The 20,940-nt window shown below is 49.8% G+C and carries 13 protein-coding genes and 1 tRNA gene; all 14 read right to left on the reverse strand.

Going from position 1 to position 20,940, the window contains the following annotated elements:
* Positions 1-2 precede the first annotated feature (2 nt).
* Complete coding sequence (locus tag OLM33_04815) at positions 3-2,669, reverse strand: valine--tRNA ligase (GenBank protein ID MCW1712997.1); 2,667 nt, start codon at positions 2,667-2,669, stop codon at positions 3-5.
* Positions 2,670-2,765: 96 nt separating this feature from the next.
* Positions 2,766-3,395, reverse strand: a complete 630-nt coding sequence (gene yihA, locus OLM33_04820) for a ribosome biogenesis GTP-binding protein YihA/YsxC (GenBank protein MCW1712998.1) — start codon at positions 3,393-3,395, stop codon at positions 2,766-2,768.
* Positions 3,396-3,406: 11 nt separating this feature from the next.
* Positions 3,407-5,722 carry an endopeptidase La gene (lon, locus tag OLM33_04825; GenBank protein MCW1712999.1) on the reverse strand — a complete coding sequence of 772 codons (2,316 nt, stop codon included), beginning with the start codon at positions 5,720-5,722 and terminating at the stop codon, positions 3,407-3,409.
* A 3-nt stretch (positions 5,723-5,725) separates the two neighbouring features.
* The gene (gene clpX / locus OLM33_04830; GenBank protein ID MCW1713000.1) at positions 5,726-7,039 is read right to left on the reverse strand and encodes an ATP-dependent Clp protease ATP-binding subunit ClpX; all 1,314 of its coding nucleotides are present in this window, start codon (positions 7,037-7,039) and stop codon (positions 5,726-5,728) included.
* A 108-nt stretch (positions 7,040-7,147) separates the two neighbouring features.
* Positions 7,148-7,723, reverse strand: coding sequence for an ATP-dependent Clp endopeptidase proteolytic subunit ClpP (clpP, locus tag OLM33_04835; GenBank protein MCW1713001.1), 576 nt, complete (start codon positions 7,721-7,723; stop codon positions 7,148-7,150).
* Positions 7,724-7,776: 53 nt separating this feature from the next.
* Positions 7,777-9,138, reverse strand: coding sequence for a trigger factor (gene tig / locus OLM33_04840; protein MCW1713002.1), 1,362 nt, complete (start codon positions 9,136-9,138; stop codon positions 7,777-7,779).
* Between the two features lie 176 nt (positions 9,139-9,314).
* Positions 9,315-9,917, reverse strand: a complete 603-nt coding sequence (locus OLM33_04845) for a nitroreductase family protein (protein MCW1713003.1) — start codon at positions 9,915-9,917, stop codon at positions 9,315-9,317.
* A 237-nt stretch (positions 9,918-10,154) separates the two neighbouring features.
* Positions 10,155-10,230, reverse strand: a tRNA-Gly gene (locus tag OLM33_04850).
* Positions 10,231-10,298: 68 nt separating this feature from the next.
* Complete coding sequence (locus OLM33_04855) at positions 10,299-11,795, reverse strand: efflux transporter outer membrane subunit (protein ID MCW1713004.1); 1,497 nt, start codon at positions 11,793-11,795, stop codon at positions 10,299-10,301.
* A 1-nt stretch (position 11,796) separates the two neighbouring features.
* Positions 11,797-14,979 carry a multidrug efflux RND transporter permease subunit gene (locus OLM33_04860; GenBank protein ID MCW1713005.1) on the reverse strand — a complete coding sequence of 1,061 codons (3,183 nt, stop codon included), beginning with the start codon at positions 14,977-14,979 and terminating at the stop codon, positions 11,797-11,799.
* A 12-nt stretch (positions 14,980-14,991) separates the two neighbouring features.
* The gene (locus tag OLM33_04865) at positions 14,992-16,284 is read right to left on the reverse strand and encodes an efflux RND transporter periplasmic adaptor subunit (protein ID MCW1713006.1); all 1,293 of its coding nucleotides are present in this window, start codon (positions 16,282-16,284) and stop codon (positions 14,992-14,994) included.
* A 129-nt stretch (positions 16,285-16,413) separates the two neighbouring features.
* Complete coding sequence (locus OLM33_04870) at positions 16,414-17,556, reverse strand: metallophosphoesterase (GenBank protein MCW1713007.1); 1,143 nt, start codon at positions 17,554-17,556, stop codon at positions 16,414-16,416.
* Between the two features lie 35 nt (positions 17,557-17,591).
* Entirely contained in the window at positions 17,592-20,312 is a 2,721-nt protein-coding gene (locus tag OLM33_04875; protein MCW1713008.1) for a diguanylate cyclase, read from the reverse strand.
* Between the two features lie 263 nt (positions 20,313-20,575).
* A complete protein-coding gene (locus OLM33_04880) occupies positions 20,576-20,932 on the reverse strand; it encodes a NifB/NifX family molybdenum-iron cluster-binding protein (GenBank protein MCW1713009.1) in 357 nt (118 codons plus the stop codon).
* Positions 20,933-20,940: the final 8 nt, after the last annotated feature.

Here is a 20,940-nt window from a genome sequence, read left to right on the forward strand (position 1 = left end):
TATCAATCGTTGAGGCTCGAAAGGTTTTCTCTTATCCTTTCCCTCTTTGCCTCGTTGTCCGCGAGGGAGGCCTTCTCCTTCTGGATGACCTCTTCAGGCGCTCTCTCAACGAACTGAGGGTTGGCAAGTTTAGCCTTACCCTTCTCGATGTCCCTGTCGATCTTTGAAAGGTCGTTTTTGAGACGCTGGATCTCCTTGTCAACGTCGAGCAGATCTCCTACGGGCAGGTATACCTGTACGTCGTCAAGGACAGATGCAAGGCTCTTCTGCGGTTTTTCAGCCGACCTGTCCATGATCTTCAGCTTTTCTGCCTTTGTGAGCAGCGTTATCAAAGCCTCGGATGATCTTATCAGAGCAAGCTTCCCATCGTTGTGGACCGACAACACCGCCCTCGGTATTTGCTGCTGCGGTGCTATCCGCGCCTCCGCCCTGAGGTTCCTGACAGACCGGATGACTTCACGGACAAGATCCATGTCCCATATTACGGCCTCATCGATCTTTTCCAGCCTCGGAGCGGGCCATTCGGTGCGCTCGATGATCCCCTTGCCGAATGGGAACGCATGCCACAATTCCTCTGTCACAAACGGAATGAACGGATGCAGCAATTTGAGTACGTCTTCGAATACTGCGAGCAGGACTGCCTGAGTGGTCTTCCTTCTGGCCTCCCCCTCCTCACCTCTTAGCGCAGGTTTTGAAAGTTCAAGGTACCAGTCGCAGAGTTCTCCCCATACAAAATCGTACATGAGTCTCGCCGCTTCTCCGAAGAAATAGCCGTCAATGAGGCGTGTCATCTCTGCAGAAACCTGCGAGATCCTATTCAGTATCCACTTGTCGTGCAGGCTGAGTTCATTTTCGTCCCACCTCATCCCGTCCACGGCATCCTCAAGGTTCATCAGGGCGAAACGGCTTGCGTTCCACAACTTGTTCATGAAGAGCCTGTAAGTAGCTATCCTCTCAGTAGAGAGGAATATGTCGCGGCCCTGTACCGTAAGGGCGGCAAGGGTGAACCTAAGCGCATCGGCTCCGTACTCGCTGATTATCGTAAGGGGATCTATGACATTGCCCTTTGACTTGCTCATCTTCTGTCCCTTTTCGTCTCTTACAAGGGCATGGATGTAGACGTCGTGGAAGGGGACTTCCCCCTTCATTCCCTGAAGGCCGAACATTATCATCCTTGCGACCCAGAAGAAGATGATGTCGAACCCTGTCACAAGGACTGATGTGGGATAGAATTTTTTGAGAAGTTCCGTCTCTTCCGGCCAGCCCATTGTCGAGAAGGGCCAAAGAGCACTTGAGAACCATGTGTCAAGAACGTCCTCATCCTGTCTCAGCTCGGAGTTTCCGCACTTCGGGCACTTTGAGGGATCTTCAGTATCTACTATTATTTCGCCGCACTTGTCGCAGTACCAGGCAGGTATCCTGTGTCCCCACCAAAGCTGTCTGGAAATGCACCAGTCCCTGATATTCTCCATCCACTGATAGTAGACTCCCGTCCACTGATCCGGCACAAAGCGTATCTTGCCTGCCTTAACTGATTCTACGCCTGCGTCGGCAAGAGGTTTGGCCCTCACGAACCACTGCTCGGAGAGATATGGTTCTATCACGGTGTGGCAGCGATAGCATTCGCCCACGGAGTGTCTTATCTCCTCGATCCTTATGAGGGAACCATCGCCTTCAAGGTCCGCGACTATGGCCTTCCTTGCCTCGAAGCGGTCCATTCCCGCATATTTCCCCGACGCTTCCCCGCACATGATGCCGTTGTCGTCGATGACCTGTATCTGCTCAAGCCCATGCCTCTGCCCGACCAGGAAGTCATTGGGGTCATGGGCAGGCGTTATCTTGACGCATCCCGAACCGAACTCAGGGTCGACCATGTTGTCTTCGATGACCGGTATCACCCTGCCGGCGATGGGCACGATGACCTTTTTGCCTACAAGGTGGCGGTTCCTCTCATCCCTTGGGTGGATCGCTATCGCAGTGTCTCCCAGAATGGTTTCCGGACGGGTCGTCATTACCCTCAGGTCGCCGTCGCCATCAGCAAACCTGTATGTGACTTCATAGAATTTGCCTTCCTTGTCTTCGTGCTCCACCTCAAGATCTGAAAGGGCAGTGTGGCATCTGGGGCACCAGTTGATGAGGTACTTGCCCCTGTAGATCAGGTCCTTTTTGTAAAGATCGACGAAGATCCTCCGGACAGCGACAGAGAGTCCTTCGTCCATAGTGAAGCGTTCCCTGTCCCAGTCGCAGGAAGCTCCGAGCTTTTTCAGCTGGCCGATTATCGTGCTTCCGTACTCCTCTTTCCACTTCCATACCCTGGATACAAACTCCTCGCGGCCCAGGTCGTGGCGGGAGATACCCTTTGCAGCCAGAGAACGTTCGACCACGTTCTGCGTTGCTATTCCCGCATGGTCTGTGCCGGGGAGCCAAAGCACCTCATAGCCCTGCATCCTCTTTGTCCTGCAGAGTATGTCCTGCAGGGTGTTGTCCAGCGCGTGGCCGACATGCAGGGAGCCCGTTACGTTAGGCGGCGGGATGACTATTGAGTATTGCGGTTTTAAAGAGCATGGATCAGCCTTGAACAACTCATCTTCTACCCATTTCATGTACCATTTGTCTTCGATCGGTCCTGGTTCGTACCCTTTGCCCAACACGGTCTTTTCGGATTCCATCCGTTTTTCCTCCTCGATGGATACGCCTGGTGGCAGTATCCGGATCTATTTGCCCATCCCGACGGCCCGGCCGTTCCGGTTCCTCGGGTATACAGGTCATTTGCCTTTTTTCGCTTCCATGATGTCCAGTTTGGTGATCTCCTTCAGGATATCTTTTATGCCCTCTCTCAGGGCTGTCATCTCCTTGTCGTTCGTACCGGAAGTTATGAACGGAGGCAGTATCGAATCAAGCCCGGCTCTCATATACTGCTGGTAGAGGCCCTTTCGCCTCCCGGGTGATATTTTATCCCCTTTAGTAAAAACCACAAGTCTTGGCATGTCCATCTGATCGAGCCACGCGGTAAGTTCATCGTCATTTGCAAGCGGACCGTGCCGGAAATCCATGAGGTGGATAACGAAGCTGATCGGCCTCTCAGAGTTGAAGTAGTCGTCGATCAGTCTCCACCATGTCCTGCGCTCGTCCATTCCCCTGGCAGCGTAGCCGTAGCCGGGTATATCGACCAGCGTGAAATCTTCACTGCCTGTTGAGACTTTATAAAAGTTTATGCTTCTTGTTTTTCCGGGTTTGGAGCTTACCTTGGCTATATTTCTTTCAAGAAGGGCGTTTATGAGTGTCGACTTGCCGACGTTGGACCGGCCGACAAAAACGATCTCATCATTCCGGGGCGCAGGTATCTGCTGCTTTGTAAAGGCAGTGCAGTAAAGTTCTGATCTCCATGATGCCATCTTCTAATCCCCTACTTCAATGCCAGCTGGAAGACGGTCGACATTTTTGAGACATAGTGTATCTTCATGCCTGACTTGATCCAGTCGCCAAGCTCATCTACGTCCGATTTGTTGTCTTCGGGCAGTATCAGTTTTTTTATGCCAAGTCTTTTTGCAGCAAGCACTTTTTCCCTTACTCCGCCGATGGGGAGTACGTTGCCGTGGAGAGTCATCTCGCCGGTCATTGCATAGGAAGCGTCTACCTTTCTGCCTGTCAGTGCCGAACAGAGCGAAAGGGCAAGCGTGATCCCCGCTGACGGTCCGTCTTTGGGAACAGCGCCTTCCGGAACATGGATGTGGATGTCTTTTTTCTTCCAGTCAATGTTTTCAATGCCGAAGGCCGGTGCGTTGGATCTGAGATAGGCAAGGGCGGTCTGTGCGGATTCCTGCATAATATCACCAAGGTTTCCCGTGTAGGAGACGTTTCCGCTGCCCTCCATCACGGCAGACTCAATAAGGATGACAGACCCTCCTGTCTCGGTCCATGCAAGGCCGAGCGCCGTTCCTAGGGGGTCTTCATTTGGAATGCGAGTGGTATGGAGTTTCGGTGCTCCAAGCATCTTTTTCATGATGTCCTTTGTGATCCTTATCGTTCTCCCTGCCTCATCCGCAGTTGAAGAATTTGCCATCTCAGCCGCCACTTTCCTTGCGAGCTTGGAAAGCTGCCTGTCAAGATTTCTTACCCCGGCCTCCATAGTGTATGCGGTTATGATGTTCCTTATCGTAGCTTCAGGTACGGTCATATTTTTTGCGGTAAGCCCGTGTTCCTTAAGTATCCTGGGCAGCAGGTGCTTTTTTGCGATATTGACCTTCTCCTCGGCAACATAGCCGGGAAGCGGTATTATCTCCATCCTGTCAAGGAGCGGCCTTGGTATGGTGCCTGTGCTGTTGGCAGTCGTTATGAACATGACCTTGCTCAGGTCAAAGGATATCTCGAGAAAATTGTCGGTAAAACTGCAGTTCTGTTCGGGGTCAAGCACCTCAAGCAGGGCTGCCGCAGGGTCTCCCCTGAAGTCATTCCCGATCTTGTCTATCTCGTCCATAAGCAGTACAGGGTTGTTGGTCCCGGCGGCCTTGATCTTCTGTACTATCCTTCCCGGGAGCGCTCCTACATAAGTCCTCCTGTGGCCCCGTATCTCAGCTTCGTCACGGAGTCCTCCCAGCGACATGTTCACAAATTTTCTGCCCATCGTCCTTGCGATAGACTTGCCCAGGGAAGTTTTTCCGACTCCCGGAGGTCCGACAAAGCAGAGCACCTGTGCCCTCATGTTGTCCGCAGCGAGTTTTCTCACAGCAAGGAACTCAAGTATGCGCTCCTTGACCTCGTCGAGGCCGTAATGGTCTTCTTCAAGAACTTTTCTGGCGTCCTTCAGGTTCAGGTGGTCCTCCGAGGATACGTTCCAGGGAAGATCCAGAAGCCACTCAATGTAGGTCCTGGAAACCGTCGCCTCGGGAGATATCGGTGCCATGCGCGCGTAGCGTTCAAGTTCGCGCATAACTTTTTCCCTCGCCTCTTCAGGAAGCTCAGTATTCTCCGCTCTTGAGCGAAGCTCTTCCGTTTCTGAGAGGGGGCTGTCCTCACCCAGTTCCTGCTGTATGATCTTCAGCTGTTCTCTGAGGTAGTACTGTTTCTGCCCCTTGTCCATCTCGTTCCTTACCTTATCCTGAATGTCATGCTCCATCTTCAGGAATTCGTTCTCTCTCATCAGGATGGCAAGAAGCCTGCGAAGCCTTTCGATAAGGTCAGGAGTCTCTAGCAGCTTCTGCTTGTCCTGATGCTTTAAAAGGCTGTGTGATGCAACTATATCAGCGAAAAGGTCAGTATCCTCGATGTTTTCTGCAGAATGAGAGACCTCATCAGGCAGCTTGAGATTGAGCCTTACGTATTGTTCAAACTCTGTCAGGACAGCCCTGCGAAGGGCTTCTGCCTGGTTTGTATAGGAGGTGTTGGTCGAGGGGATCTTCTCGATCTCCGCCTCAAGAAAACTGTCGCCTGATATGAAGTGGACCGCTCTGCATCTCCATCCGCCTTCAAGCACTGCTTTTATCGTTCCGTCGGGCATGCGTACAGTCTGGAGAATTTTGCACAGGGTCCCTACGGTGTTTAGGTCATCGGGATCAGGGTTCTCGATCTGTGAATTTTTCTGGGCCGTGATAAAAACAAGATGTCCCCTTATGTTGGCCTCTTCAAGCGCACGCGCCGACCGGGGCCTTCCCACGAAAAGCGGAGCTATGACTCCCGGGAAAACTACCATATCCCTTACGGGAACAACAGGATGGATGTGCATGGATCAGACAGCCTCTTTCTCGTCTTTTGAAGAACGGATGGGTTTTTCCAGTCCGTTCACAACGTCTTTTGTAACGGTGAGACTTTTTATGCCCGAAGACTTTTCCGGAAGCTCGTATTGCATGTCAAGCATAAGGGACTCAAGAATGGTCCGAAGTCCCCTGGCGCCGGTATTGAGTTTCGCTCCTTTTTCTGCGATAGTGTGAACGGCGTCGTCAGTGAAGACCAGTTCTATCCCTTCCAGAGAGAACAGCTTCCTGTACTGCTTGAGAGGCGCATTCTTCGGTTCAAGGAGTATCCTTATCAAAGCCTCTTCAGTGAGGGCTTCAAGTGCTACCAGGACAGGCAGCCTTCCGATGAACTCTGGTATGAAGCCGTACGAGCGCAGGTCGTCGGGCTGAAGCTGCTTCAGCAGTTCATAGGAGGCATCTTTATTCAGGTTCGTAGTCAGGTCCCCGCCGAAACCAAGGGACTTCTGGGTCGTCCTCTTCGCAATGATTTTTTCGAGTCCGTCAAATGCCCCTCCGCAGATGAAGAGGATGTTGCTTGTGTCCATAGGTATCATTTCCTGGCTTGGATGCTTGCGCCCTCCCTTGGGTGGGATATTTGCCACAGTGCCCTCTATTATCTTGAGGAGAGCCTGCTGCACTCCTTCTCCGGAGACGTCCCGGGTTATTGAGACCGATTCGGATTTTCTTGATATTTTGTCGATCTCATCGATGTAGATGATGCCCCTCTGAGCTGCGGCAATGTCAAAATCCGCAGCCTGCAGAAGCCGCAGCAGTATATTTTCAACGTCTTCGCCAACGTAACCCGCCTCAGTAAGCGTAGTGGCGTCAGTCATAGCAAAGGGAACGTTGAGCATCTTTGCCAGCGTCTGGGCAAGAAGTGTCTTTCCGCACCCCGTAGGGCCAACCAGCAAAACGTTGCTCTTGGGCAGTTCCACTTCATCATCCGAGGATACGTTGGTTATTCTCTGATAATGGTTGTACACTGCGACAGAGAGGACTTTTTTTGCATGATCCTGCCCTATTACATACTGATCAAGAAATTCCTTTATCTCCTTAGGTTTTGGCAGCTTTTCGAAAACAGGAACTGAAGAGTAATCCTGCTTCACCTTTCCGGCGGCATTTTCCATGAAAGATGGCGCCGACTTTTCATCCCTGAGTATCACATTGCATAGCTGGATGCAGTCAGAACAGATAAATGTATTTGCAGGGCCGGCGATTAGCTTGGACACCTCGTCCTGGCTCTTGCCGCAGAAGGAGCATCTGGGCTTTCTGCGGTTATTTTCCTTGTTTTGGTTTTTGTCGTACATTATTACGCACCTCAGTCATATTAGCAGCATTGAAAAACTTATTGGCATACCTGCATATCAGAATCAGGGGACTCCTGTCGGAATCCCCCTAAAAACAGACCGCCTGATTCAGCGTTTTTCTATTATCTTGTCGACTATTCCGTATTTTAACGCTTCTTCCGCCGACATGAAGTAATCTCTGTCCGTATCCTTTTCTATCACATCGAGGGGTTGTTTCGTGTGTTTTGCAAGGATACCGTTAAGCCTTTCTCTCGTATACAAAAGTTCCTTCGCATGTATCTGGATCTCAGTTGCCTGTCCCTGTGCTCCGCCAGAAGGCTGATGGATCATTATTCTCGAATTCGGGAGGGCTATCCTCTTACCATCGGCTCCTGCCGCGAGGAGAAATGAGCCCATGCTGGCCGCGAGGCCCGTGCATATCGTTGAGACAGCAGGCTTGATGTACTGCATAGTGTCGTATATGGCCAGTCCCGCGGAGACAACGCCCCCCGGGCTGTTGATGTAAAGGAATACATCTTTCTCCGGGTCTTCACTCTCAAGGAAGAGAAGCTGCGCAACTATCAGGTTTGCTACATCATCATTGATAGCGCTGCCCAGGAAAATTATCCTGTCCTTCAAAAGCCTGCTGTAGATATCGTAAGAACGCTCTCCCCTGCCTGTCTGTTCTACTACCATGGGTATCAGTTGTGACAATTTATTCGCTCCCTTTCTGATAATTTACGATTGGGAATAAAATATTATTTATTCTCTTTATCTTCCTCTGAAACTGTTTTGTCTTCCTCTGTCTCCCTGACCTTTACCTTCGTGATGAGGAAATCGACTGCCTTGCGGCTGCGTATCTTCTCTGCGAGTTCAAAGAGCCTGTCCCTATCATTGAATATGTAATCATGGAGTTTCTTGGGGTCGATCCTCGAGCTGATCGCCAAGCGGTTGATCTCCGCATCAAGTTCTTCCGGAGTCCACTGAATATCGTTTGCGTCGGCAATGGCTTCAAGAACGAGGGCTCTTTTTACGACGACTCTTGCAGCCTGATCAAGTTCATTCTCATAACTCTCTTTGTCCATGCCGCTCTTTTCGAAGAACTCCTCCATGTCCATTCCTGAGTCCTTCCTGATCTTCTGTGCCTGATCGGCTTTCATAGCTTCTTTCTGCCTTGTGATAAGAGTCTCCGGAAGCTCGACATCTGAGAGGTCACAGAGTTTCCGGACAGCTGAATCCTTCAGGCTGTCAAGGCTGTGCTGCTCCGCGGCAGCTTTCAGCTGCGACATTACCTCTTCCTTGAATTCATCAACAGTCTTGTGCCTGGACTGGGTCATCTCAACTACGGTCTCGTCCGTAAGTTCGGGAGTTATCCTTTTCATTATTCCAAGGACCTCTATCTCATAGCGCATTTTCTTTCCTGCAAGATCCTTGTTCTGCGGGTCCTCCTCAACGGAAAACTCCACAGTGGCGGTATCTGCGGGCTTTTTGCCTATGATGGCCTCTACTACCTCGGGTCTCATGTTCTGCTGTCCAAGGTGGATCTCGGTCTTCTGGTCACTTTCAACAGGTGAAACATTGCCTTCAGGATCTACAACAGAGGAAGTGTATTTTACCGAAACGTAATCATCTCCGGTGATCTCTCTCTCTTCATAAGTTGGAGCGAGTTCACTGCGTGATTCTAAGAGACGGACTATGTTCTCGTCCCTCATCTCTTCTGTGGCTTCAAAAAGGGTCTTCTCAGCTTCTATGGCCTCAATGTCAGGGAGGGTGACATCAGGGGTGACCTCAAATGTCGCCTGCAGTACAAATGGTTCGCCTTCCTTAAGGTCGCCCGGTTCAAGTCTGGGCTCAGCGATAAGGTTGAGTTCATATTCTTCTATCATCTTATCGATTGCTTCCGGGACAATTTTTTCCAAAGCTTCTGCGCAGATGCCCTTCATGCCGAAATAGAGCTCGATCGTCCTGCGGGGTACGTGTCCCTTGCGGAAACCTTTGATGTTTGCCTTCTTCGACAGATCCTTTATCGTTTTATCTATTGCATTATTGACCTGTTCTGCATCGAACTCGGCCTTCAGAACGATAATATTTTTTTCCTGCGAAACTACCTCTGTCTTCAATTTGTACTTCCCCTTTCAGTTTGCCTTTTGCTGACAATAACCGTGATATTCTACCACAGAGCCATAAATGGCACAACATCGTCCGGACTCTATCCCTTATAGCATAACACCTTCACATATATCAGTGAAGGTGTTATGCGCTCAGGTTTAAATTTTCAAAACTCATGCTCCGGGCTTTATCTGTGAATCTTTATCCTCTCTTCGAGAGGCATTACCTCTTTTTCTCCCAGGTCGTCTGTGGGCTTGCCGAAAGGCATCTGAGCAAGCAGCTTCCACTTTACGGGGATGTCCCATTCCCGTTTCACCGAATCATCAATTACAGGGTTATAATGCTGCAGCGAAGCACCGAGACCCTCGGCCGAGAGTGCTGTCCATATTACGAACTGATGCATGCCTGCGGAATGGTCGGACCAAACAGGGAAGTTGTCTTTGTAAAGGGGGAATCTCTCCTGAAGGCCTTCAACCACACTCATGTCTTCGAAAAATAAAAGAGTGCCGTAACCGCTCCTGAATGAGCCGTCTATCTTTTCTTCAGTCTTTTTGAATGCTTCAGCCGGAACTATCTTTCTCAGCTCGTCCTTTACAATGTCCCAAAGCCTGTCGCTCTGTCCGCCAAAAAGAACTACTACCCTTGCAGTCTGTGAGTTGAAAGCTGATGGTGTATGCGTTACAGCCTCTTTGACTATTTCAATGACCTTCTCTTCGCTGACGATCTTTTCTTTGGAAAGGCCATAATGAGTCCTTCTCGTTTTGACTGCATCAAAAAACTTATTCTCCACACTGATCCCTCCAGTATCAATTGATCTCTTTGACGAAGATCCGCACAAAAAGACTGACAATAATTTTATATATCTAACATTCCTAATATATCATTATTAAAAAATTAAAACACTTGTAATTTTGCCTATTGTTGGATATAGGAGAGGATCGGTATCATGAGCATCAGCTTCCCAAGCTGATGCCCGGCAGCGCAGTAAAAAAGGATCCCCCGCTGCTGCAGGGGATCTCAGATTTTCTGGAGCGGACAACGGGATTCGGACCCGCGACCCTCAGCTTGGGAAGCTGATGCTCTACCAACTGAGCTATGTCCGCATTATTCGGTGAACGTGGGTTATTATAGCCTCCATATTTTCATTTGGCAACATGAAAAGAGACCTGACTTACTCGGAAAACTTCTCCTTGTTGACCCAGGGTTTCTGCAGCTCCCTTTTTTCAAGGTCATCCGGAGTCCTGGATGCCCATCCGCCTCCGAGTGCCGTATAGAGGTCAACTATCGAGTTCAGGCTGTCTGATCTGCTGCCCTCAAGCTGCAGCTGGACAGACAACAGTTCCCTCTCTGCATCCAGCAGGTCTATCTGGCTTGATATCCCGTCTGTGTAGCGAATATTTGCAAGCTCGTATGCCCTCATCTGCACCTTTTGCTGTTCTTCGAGGAGGGCAAGTATCTGTTGAGTTTTAGCCTGTGTATTGATGCAGTTCATCGTCTCTTCAAAGGCTGTCTGCACAGTTTTATAGTATGCCGACCATGCCTGCTGAGCTGCGGCTTCGGCCTGAGCCGCCCTTGCAGATAGTTTCCCGGCGTTGAAAATCGGGACAAAGACCTGTGCCGCAAGTGACCAGCCGGTGGCCCCGGTGAAAAGGTCCGAAGGTTCATTTACCGCCCTGCCGGGGTTGCCTATCAGACCGTCAAAGGAGAGGGTAGGATACTGCCCTGCTCTCGCGGATCCCAGGTTGGCAAGCGCGGTCCTGTAGTTCTGTTCCGCGGTCTTAACATCGGGCCTGTAAAGGAGCATCTCTGCAGGTATGCCTACGGGAACGGAAGGAGGCACGGGAAGTTCATCAAGTTCAAGTCCTCTCGGGATATCTCTGGCTATAAAATCTTTCGGTTCCCTGCCCATCAGGACAAGAAGGCCGTTTTCATATTTCCCGAGGGCGATCTCAAGCTTATTGACCTGTACCGCTGAAGATGCGGCAAGAGATTCGCTCCTTCTGAGTTCAAGCTCGCTTATCCTGCCGTTTTCATAGAGTACCTTGTTCAGCTCGACGGTCTTTCTCTGCGTATCCAGGGTGTCCCTTGCTACTGTAAGCTGTCTGTCAGTCCCTCTGAGAGAAAAATATGTCTTTGCAACCTGAGACGCCAGCGCCAGTCTTACGCTGTTTTTGGCTGATTCCGCGGCAAGTATGCTCTCTTTTGCAGCCCTTGCAGCTTTCTGAAGCTTTCCCCACAGGTCGGCCTCGTAGTTGGCGGCGCCCAGGCCGTATAGCATGTTCTGTTCGTTCAGGTCATTCGTCATGCCCACCTTTGTATAAGTGCGGGTCGCATCGACCTCTGCTCCAATGTTGGGTCTCTGGTTGCCCCGGGCCTCCCTGAAAAAAGCCCTGGCCTGCTGGACCCTGGCAAGAGCGGTCTCGAGGTCTCTGTTCCTGGCAAAGGCCTCGTTGATGCATTTATTCAGGACAGGCTCATTGAATGAGATCCACCATGCAAAGTCCGGCGTCACAGAGTCAGGGCTCCCTGTGCCTTTTACATCATCAGAGAGCGTTATCTCGTATGCGGCAGGAATATCGTAGGGGTCCGGCGCCTTGACCTCAGGACCAAGGTTTATATGGAAGAACGAGCCTACAAAAAGTGCGGCAAGAAGCGCGCTTGCAGTCATTTTAGATCACTCCCCCTTCGGCCGTGGGCGATATTTCCGCTTTATCTTCTTCCGGGGTCGTCTTGTCGAACTTTTCCGGAGGTCCCTCTTCTTTGGAAGTGAGCTTCATGATCATTGAGAAAAAGCTCGGTACAAAGAAAATCGCTATACACGTGGCCGCAAGCATGCCGCCGACGATACCCGTGCCGATCGAATGCCGGCTGGCGGCACCTGCCCCTACGCTCAGAGCCAGCGGCATGCAGCCTAGGATGAAGGCGAGGGAAGTCATGACTATGGGACGGAACCTGAGGTGGGCAGCGGTTGCCGCGGCTTCCCTTATACCCATGCCTGCCTCATGCTGCATGATGGCGAATTCAACTATCAGGATGGCGTTCTTTGCGGCGAGGCCTATGAGCGTTACAAGTGCCACCTGGAAGTAGAGGTCATTGGAAAGCCCCCTCAGCATTATGGAGAGGAAGGCTCCGAAAAGCGCAAAAGGAACTGCGAGAACGACAGCGAATGGGAGGCTCCATCTTTCATACTGTGCCGCCAAAATGAGAAAGACCATGATTATTCCCAGAGCGAAGGCTATTGCGGTTGCCGCGCCGGTCTCCTTTTCCTGGTAGGCAGACCCTGTCCATGCAAGGGTATATCCCTCGGGAAGCGACTCGCGGGCGGCCTCCTCCATTGCCTTTATAGCCTGTCCGGATGTGAAGCCGGCGGCAGGAGTCCCTGTAACTTTGGCCGCGGGGAACACATTGAACCTCTCCATCGTATCGGGACCGGTGACCAGGCGTATGTCTATCAGAGAGAGAAGCGGGATCATAGCGCCTGTATCTGACCGGATATAAGTGTATCTGAGGTCCTCAGGCCTGTCTCTGTAGGCAGCTTCTGCCGAAATGAGCACCTGGAATGTACGTCCGCTCCTGTCGAAGTCGTTTACGTAATAGTTCCTGAATATGCTTCCCATCGTTGAAAATACGTCCTTCAGGTCCACTCCCAGAGCTTTTGCACGGTTCCTGTCGATATTTGCGTAATACTGGGGGACCTTTGTGGAAAAGGAGGTGGTGACGCTGGATATTTCTTTTCTGGCGTCAGTTGCTGCGATGTATTTCGCAAGCGCCTTTTCCATCTCTTCGGGAGTGTCTGACCCCCTGTTCTGGATATAGCCCTCAATGCCTCCGGTGGTGCTCATGCCTATTATCGCCGGAGGATTAAACACGAAAACCTGTCCTTCCGGTATCGACCAAGCCTTGCCCATAAGTTCCCTTGACGTCGAAAATGAGTCTTTTCCGGGTCTCTCCCTTTCTTTCCAGTCCTTCAGGGTGACGAAGGCTGCGCCGTAGTTGGACTGGTTTGATGAGTTGAGAAGGTTGTATCCGCTGAATACCAATGCAGTCTTGACCTGGTCCATGCCACGGGTGATCTTCGTCACCTTGTCAGTGAGTTTTTCGGTCATATTCAGGGATGAACCGTCCGGAAGGGACATGGCAGACATTATGATCCCCTGATCTTCGTCCGGTACCAGAGATGAAGGGACGAGCGAAGCAATCTTTGCGGTCGCGCCGACAAATACGACGAAGAGGATCACAACGATAATGGTCCTTTTGAGGAAGAATCTCACTCCGGCAGAATAAGCGTTTGTTATCGAGTCAAAAAATGAGTTGAACCATCGGAAGAGGAAGAAATCCTTTCCTTTGCCCTTAGGTTTCAGAATGAGAGCGCACATTGCCGGGGTGAGGGTAAGGGCGACAAAACCGGAAATGATGACCGATGTCGCAATGGTGATCGCAAACTGTTTGTAAAGTTCGCCCGTCAGTCCTCCCAGGAAGGCTATCGGAATGAAGACGGAGGAGAGTACAAGGACTATTGCGACAACTGGTCCCGTTACTTCTTCCATAGCCTTGAACGCCGCCTCTTTGGGCGGAAGTCCCTCCTCCATATGCCGGTCCACGTTTTCAAGCACCACTATAGCGTCATCTACCACTATCCCTATGGCAAGCACCAGACCGAACAAAGTCAGAGTGTTGATAGAGAAGCCAAAGAGCTTAAGTCCGGCAAAAGTCCCGATTATCGATACAGGGACAGCCAAACATGGGATAAGCGTTGCCCTCCAGTTCTGAAGGAAGAGGAAGACAACAAGGAATACAAGCAGGACAGCTTCAAAAAGTGTTTTTACGACCTCTTCAACAGATACCCTTACGAAAGTCGTCGTGTCATAAGGGATGTCGTACTTTATACCGTCCGGGAAGTGTCTGCTTGCCTCCTCAAATTGTTTTTTGACCAGATCGGCCACCCTGATGGCATTCGCTCCCGGTGCGAGTGTGATACCCACCGGGACCGCGGGGATGCCGTCCTGTTTTCCTATAAAGCTGTATGTCTTGGCTCCCAGTTCGACCCTTGCAACATCCTTCAGATAGATGCTCGTTCCGTCGGGGTTCGTTTTGATGATCACCTCTTCAAACTCTTCAGGTGTTGCGAGGCGTCCTTTTGTGGTTATTATGTATGTTTTTTCGAGGTCTTCATCCGTCGGCTGGTCGCCGAACCTTCCCAGCGCGTATTGACTGTTCTGGTCGCTGACAGCCGCAGCTATGTCAGCCGGAGTCAGACCGAGCTGTGCAAGTTTGTCGGGCCTTATCCATATCCTCATGGCATAGTCCTGAGAGGTGTATATCAGTGCATCGCTGACCCCGGGTATCCTTTTCAGGTCGTCTACGACGTTCAGGAGGGCGTAGTTGCTCATATATATTGTGTCGTAGCGTCCGTCGGGAGAGAGCAGGGTCGCTATCAGGAGAAGGTTGGGCGAAGATTTTTTGACCACTATGCCGTATTTCCTGACCTCTTCTGGTATAGACGGAGAAGCCATCTGGACCCTGTTGTTTACGTTGATGGTGGCCATGTCCGGGTCGGTCCCGAGTTCGAATGTTACCGTCAGGGTCATGTTTCCCTGCCCGTTGCTGACCGAGTCCATGTAGATCATGTTGTCGACGCCGTTGATCTGGCTTTCCAGCGGGGATGCAACCACCTGCGCGATCACCTCAGGAGTCGCTCCGGGGTAGAAAGCCGTAACTGTGACCTGAGGCGGGACGAGTTCCGGGAACTGTGCCACTGGCAAAGTTATTATCGATACAAGGCCGAGCAGGATTATTACGATCGAACAGACGGTGGCTAATATCGGCCTTCTGATGAATATCGCGGAGAACATCTGCTAAAGGCCTCAGTCAGCGGATCTTTTGCCGTCGGTATTTTTCTCCGCGGCACTTTCCTGCGACTGTTTCTCAGCTATCTTTACAGCCTTGCCCGGCAGCACCTTTGCCACCCCGTCAACGACGATCCTCTCTCCGTCCGTCAGGCCTTCCTGTATGAGGCAAGTATTTTTGATCGTCTTGATTATCTTTATGTTCCTGACGGAGGGAATATTTGACTCGTCAAGAACGTACACTATCGGTCCCGAAGAAGTCTGGAGCACAGATCTGAGGGGGATGCTTATCACATTGCTTACATAGCTTCCGTCGACATATACGCGGACGAACTGTCCGGGATAAAGCCTGTTCCCCGGATTGTCAAAAACGGCCCTGGCCCTTATGTCAGCTGTCGCCGGATCAACAAACTGATCCTGAAAGTCGATCTTTCCTTTTTTATCATAAATCGTTCCGTCGCCCAAAGCGACCTTAACTGATATACCTTCTTTAAAAACCTTCAGGTGTCCGGCAGACCTGAGCAGCTCGTTTATTCTGTGTTCATCGGCAGGCACGGCAAATTCAACATAGACGGGGTCTGCCTGAACAATAGTGGTAAGAAGGCTGCCCTGAGCATCCAGTGTTACCAGATTGCCGACAGAGCGCTCTTCTTTGCTGCTCAGTCCTGAAATGGGAGCCCTAACTACAGTCCAGTCAAGATCGATCTGTGACTGCCTGACAGCGGCTCTTGCGGAATCAACCGCGGCCATTGAAGCTTTATAAGAAGCTTCTGCGTTGTCAAAGTCATTTTTGCTTACAGCATTTTTAGAATATAGTGAGGATATCCTGTCGTATTCGATCTTGGCCAGATCCATTCCTACCCGGGCCTGCTTAAGGTTGGCGCTGTTTCTGTTGAGAGCCGCACTGTATGGTGCCGGGTCTATCCTGAAGAGGACCTGCCCGGCCCTTACGGGCTGCCCCTCCCTGTACTCCTTGCTCTTGAGCACTCCGCTTACCTGAGCCCGGACTTCGGCCTCTCTGCAGCCTTTGGTCTGTCCCGTATATTCGAATGTCACCGGGAAATCAGATGCTTTTACGGGCATGTCGCTTACAACGACAGGCGGCATCTCCGCGGGTCTTGAGGCAGCTGCCTTTTTTGCCTCCTCCGTCTTCCAGAACCAGTATCCGCCTCCGGCAAGTATGATCACTATGAGCAGCAGGACGAAAAGGCTTCCTGATTTCTTAGGAGGCGCTTCTTGGGTGGGTCTCGGAGTCTCTTCTTTATTTGTTTCGGGAGCTTCAGTTATTTCTTCAAATTTTTCATTTTCCATAAACTGACCCGACTCCTTATAAGACAGATTTTTATCAGGGTATTCATTATAACACGTTAAATTGATGAGGTTAAATGGGAAAGCTTTGCAGTGTATATTTTGTTTAAATTATTGAGCTGAAACAACACTCTATTTAAGAAAGTTTACCCTGACTCTTACTATTTCTGAAGAACTTCCTGTTCTCACCGGGTATTTCCAGGTGCCGATACCCGAACTTACGACAGCTTTAAGGGCTCCTTCGTCGACGATACCGTAATGTGTGTGGTTTGCGAGTCCAACGATATAATTGAAGGGAAAAAGCTGTCCGTTGTGGGTGTGTCCGGAAAGCTGAAGATCGACACCGTTCTCTGCCGCTTCATCTATTGCATTGGGTTGGTGGTCAAGTACGATGACCGGCCTGATTTTTTCTGTACCTTCAAGTATTTTTGAAAGCGGAATGCGCTCATTCTCCCTGATATCTTTCCTTCCGGCGATATAAATGTCACCGATCATTATCGTCTCATCCTGAAGGACTCTGATACCGGTACCCTCAAAGTATGAAAGTATCTCTGACATATCTCCGAGGTAGTATTCGTGGTTTCCTGTTACAAAAAAAGTCCCGTATTCAGTCTTGATACTCCCCAGCTTTTCTGCTGTAAACCGCATGATCTCCTCATATGACGCATGGTCGAACAGGTCGCCGCAAATAAAGACGATCTGAGGCGAAAGCTCCTCGATCATGGCTTTGATCTGAGTTATCTCTTTTTTTCCTATAGAAGTCCCGACATGAAGATCGGAGATCATAACAGCATCTATCGAAGGGATGGCAGATCTCTTGTCAATAAATATCTCATATTCTGTGACCTTGAAATTCACCGCGTTGTAAAAGGCATAAAGCGTGATCATCGTTGCAACAGCAGGAACGAGCAGTCCTTTTGCATATATTTTGGACAATGAAGAATTAAGTTTATGGTGGATTTTAAACAAACTGCCCAAAAACGCAAGACTGTCCCCTGCAAGGAAAAGGAGTAACGAATATATGACCATACAGATGTAAAATGCGGAAATGTACCTCACCGGCAGTGTCAATGCCCGGTGCTGATAGATCCAGTTCTGAAAAAATAGGGATGAGAGAAAGAGTGACAAGCCTGAGAACAGGACATATGCCGCCGCCCTTGCGGGGATCCTGGATCTGTGATCACTCAGGAGCTTCCCGTACCTTTTGGAAAGGTAAATATTCACAAGGATCAGCACTATTGAGCTGACCGCAAGAAAGATCATGAATCGGCCCATTTATGCGTCCTTACTGCCGCATTTGGCGGCTTTGATCATTTGTCGGATCCCATCTCCCGAATATTCTTTCCTGCAGCTTTTGTAAATGCGCTGACTACTCTCCTGTCGAACCTCGATCCGGCAAGGCTTTCTATCTCAGCCACAGCCTCTTCATGTGTTTTCGACCTTTCGTAATAGTCGTTTGTCATGGCATCATAAGCCTCAGCGACAGCTATTATTCTTCCAGAAAGAGGGATCCCCTCCCCTGCCGTCCCCTTCGGATATCCGCTGCCGTCCCAGTGTTCGTGGTGGCTGAGCACGCCGTCTGAAAGGTCCAGGGTTTCGTCAAAGAGATTCAGTATCCTGTATCCCACGACCGAATGCTGCTGCATCTTTCTGTACTCTTCCTCGTTGAAATTCCTGTGCTTGGTGAGTACACTGTCATCCAGTACGATCTTTCCTATGTCGTGGTAGTATCCGTTTTCAGCGACCCTGTTTACCTCCGCTTCCGAAAGGCCCATCTCCCTGGCGATCCTTTTGCAGAGAGCGTACACATTTTCAGAGTGTATCTTTTCACGTGGACTGCGTTCATGGAGGCGTCCCATTATCTTTCTTATCATATTTGTGTTGTTTTTTGTCCGGTTTATTGTTTTTTCCCGATACATCCTGTTTTCGGCAGATTCTATGGTTTCTGCCATACTCTGTCCAGGCTCTGTTTTTGTGCTCGCGCCCAGGGAGAGGCTTCCGATGATATCTACGGAAGAACTCAGACCGAAAGCACTTTTAATTTCGGCCATTATCTCATTTGCCCTGGCTTCATCGCACAAGGGCAAAACGAGCGCGAACTCATCTCCTCCGATACGTGCAAGGATGCCCTTCTCTGATGAAGCCTTTTTGAATGCCGCGGCAGCTTCTATAAGAAGCCTGTCCCCGGCTGTGTGGCCGAAGATGTCGTTCGTCAGCTTCAGACCGTTTACATCACCGAAGATAACTGATATCGGAAGGTTTTCTTCAGTATCTGACAACGGCACCTCTTTTTCGAAGAACAGTCTGTTGTGGATGTCGGTCAGGGGGTCGTGGTATGTCAGATAGCGGATGTTTTCCTCCGATTTTTTCCGTTCAGTATTGTCCATGAACGTGACTACCGCACCGACAAGAACTCCGTCCCTGTGCTGCGGGAATGACGAATACCTGACGTCAAAGCTCGTGCCGTCCTTCCGCCAATAGACTTCGTCATCGACATAAACGCCTTTCCCCTTTTTGAAGGACTGCATAATGCGACATTCCTTTTCCGGGAAGGTGTTGCCGTCCTTTTTTGTATGGTGTATCAGACCGTGCATGTTTTTTCCCAACAGATCCTCCTGGCTGTCGTATCCAAGCATCCTGAGGGCACTTTCGTTGCAGAAGGTGCATATTCCTTCTGTATCCATCCCGAATATGCCCTCTGCAGTCGAGTCAAGTATCAGCTTGAGCTGCCCTCTTTTGTCGTCGAGGGCGATGTTTGTCATTTCCAAATCAGAGGTCCGTTCCCGGACCTTCTTTTCAAGGTCCCGGACCAGTCCGCTCACATCGTCCGCCAGCATATTGAAGGTCCTTGCAAGGGTGCCGATCTCATCTTCCCTGTGGATGTGCGCCCTTGACGAAAAATCACCTTCTTTAAATTTTTCAGCACTTAAATTCAGGCTCTCGAGGGGTTTGAGCATGTTTGCGACATAGCTCAGATAGAAAAGAGCCGTGACTGACAGCATCAGGAGAGAGAAAATGACAGTAAGTCTTATGGTTTCATATATATCTTTTGTGAGGAGGGCATCGGGTACGGATGTAATGAGCAGCATCTCGACCCCCGTTGCGTCGAATCCGGATACGTTCACATGACTGTTTTGTCCATTGACAGTAAGAATATCGCTGTCTTGTGAATTCAGGTAGTTTCCATAAGCGGTCATGATGCTCCGGTTCTTAAGCTCTCCTATCAGTGTCCTTTTTATGGTCCCGTCTTCGTTCACTGTGAAGTTGCGCACCCCGAGGGAATTTGCAACAAGTTCGCCTGTATTTTTGTCGATTATTACGGCCGCAGCGTTGTTTTTTTTCACAATGTCGTTCAGGAATGAATCCATTCTGGAAAGCGTTATGTGTGTTCCAAGGACTCCCCATATCTTGCCGTCTCTGTCATGTACCGGAGTTCCCACAGAAATTGTGAGGTCGTCCATCACAAAATGCTTGTAGAGTGGAGAAAAGGTCGTTTTGCCGTTTTTTATTGCCTCCCTGTACCATGGCCTCGTTCGGGGATCAAAGGTGCCTGTCTGGAGCGCCAGATCTCCTTTGGTCATATCTTCACTTACTTTGTAGTACATGGATCTTCCGCCGGTCTCGGAATTGTTTTTCATGATCTCAACCGTGTTGTCGGTGTTTCTGCGCGCTCCGTAGTATTCACCCTTCTCCGTTCCGATGCTTATGCTGTATATGGGTGTGCTTCCGTGAGCGCTTAACAGTCCGACAAAAAACTTGTCACGTGTCGTTTCGTCGCTGAAGTCCAGGACCCCGCTGCGGATCTGGTTTTCGGTCATCTCGTTAAGATGCCGGGGAAGTCTTATGAACCCCTCGAATTCCTTGTATATCGTATTGTTCATGTCCTGTGCCACAGAAGAAAGCGTTTTGTCGGCGGTTTCTATCCAGTTTGAAAAGAGCACATAATTTACTACTCCAAAGGTTATTAGGGTCGTTGCTATGTATAAGGCCATGATATTTTTCTTGATGGACATTCTCTTCAGGATATTCACGCCATACCACCCTGTCAATAAAATGATGGATACAAATTAGGAATTGTGCAAATCAAACTGCCATTTAAAAAACAACTATACTTTGGGCAACAGTTAATTGTACACTGGCAAGCCTTACTTTGACAACAGAAATATCAATGCTTATTTTAATGAAGTAAACAGTTTGATTAAAAATAGATTTTAAAACTACCGGCGTAACAGTTGTCGGAAAAAAAGGGAACCCTAAAGGCTCCCCCCTTTTTTATATTTTTCTTTTAATTGCTTCAGTGACCGCACTCATCGTGGTGCGAATGCTCATGGCAGACTGAACCTGTAGATTTAAGTTCTCCGGCAAGATATGATTTTGCTGCTTCTTCTGAAGGGCCTGCCGCTCCGATTATGACCTCTATGTTGTGCTGATTGAAGATGTCTATTGCTCCCCCGCCCATTCCACCTGAGATAATTACATTTACACCCATATCATTCAAATAATTAGGCAGGAATCCCGGCTTATGCCCGGGATTCGGCACGGACTCGGTTCCTACGATCTTGTCGTTCTCAGCGTTGAATACCATAAAATTCTCACAATGTCCGAAATGACCTGTAACCATACCTTTTTCACTTGCTACTGCAATTTTCATAATTACTC

This window comes from Synergistaceae bacterium DZ-S4, from assembly GCA_025943965.1.
Taxonomy (GTDB): Bacteria; Synergistota; Synergistia; order Synergistales; family Synergistaceae; genus Caenicola; species Caenicola nitritireducens.

Bases quoted from the DNA above. Each gene is read 5' to 3' on its own strand.
- OLM33_04815 (MCW1712997.1), bottom strand. From the start codon at position 2,669: ATGGAATCCGAAAAGACCGTGTTGGGCAAAGGGTACGAACCAGGACCG.
- yihA (MCW1712998.1), bottom strand. From the start codon at position 3,395: ATGGCATCATGGAGATCAGAACTTTACTGCACTGCCTTTACAAAGCAG.
- lon (MCW1712999.1), bottom strand. From the start codon at position 5,722: ATGCACATCCATCCTGTTGTTCCCGTAAGGGATATGGTAGTTTTCCCG.
- clpX (MCW1713000.1), bottom strand. From the start codon at position 7,039: ATGTACGACAAAAACCAAAACAAGGAAAATAACCGCAGAAAGCCCAGA.
- OLM33_04855 (MCW1713004.1), bottom strand. From the start codon at position 11,795: ATGACTGCAAGCGCGCTTCTTGCCGCACTTTTTGTAGGCTCGTTCTTC.
- OLM33_04860 (MCW1713005.1), bottom strand. From the start codon at position 14,979: ATGTTCTCCGCGATATTCATCAGAAGGCCGATATTAGCCACCGTCTGT.
- OLM33_04865 (MCW1713006.1), bottom strand. From the start codon at position 16,284: ATGGAAAATGAAAAATTTGAAGAAATAACTGAAGCTCCCGAAACAAAT.
- OLM33_04870 (MCW1713007.1), bottom strand. From the start codon at position 17,556: ATGGGCCGATTCATGATCTTTCTTGCGGTCAGCTCAATAGTGCTGATC.
- OLM33_04880 (MCW1713009.1), bottom strand. From the start codon at position 20,932: ATGAAAATTGCAGTAGCAAGTGAAAAAGGTATGGTTACAGGTCATTTC.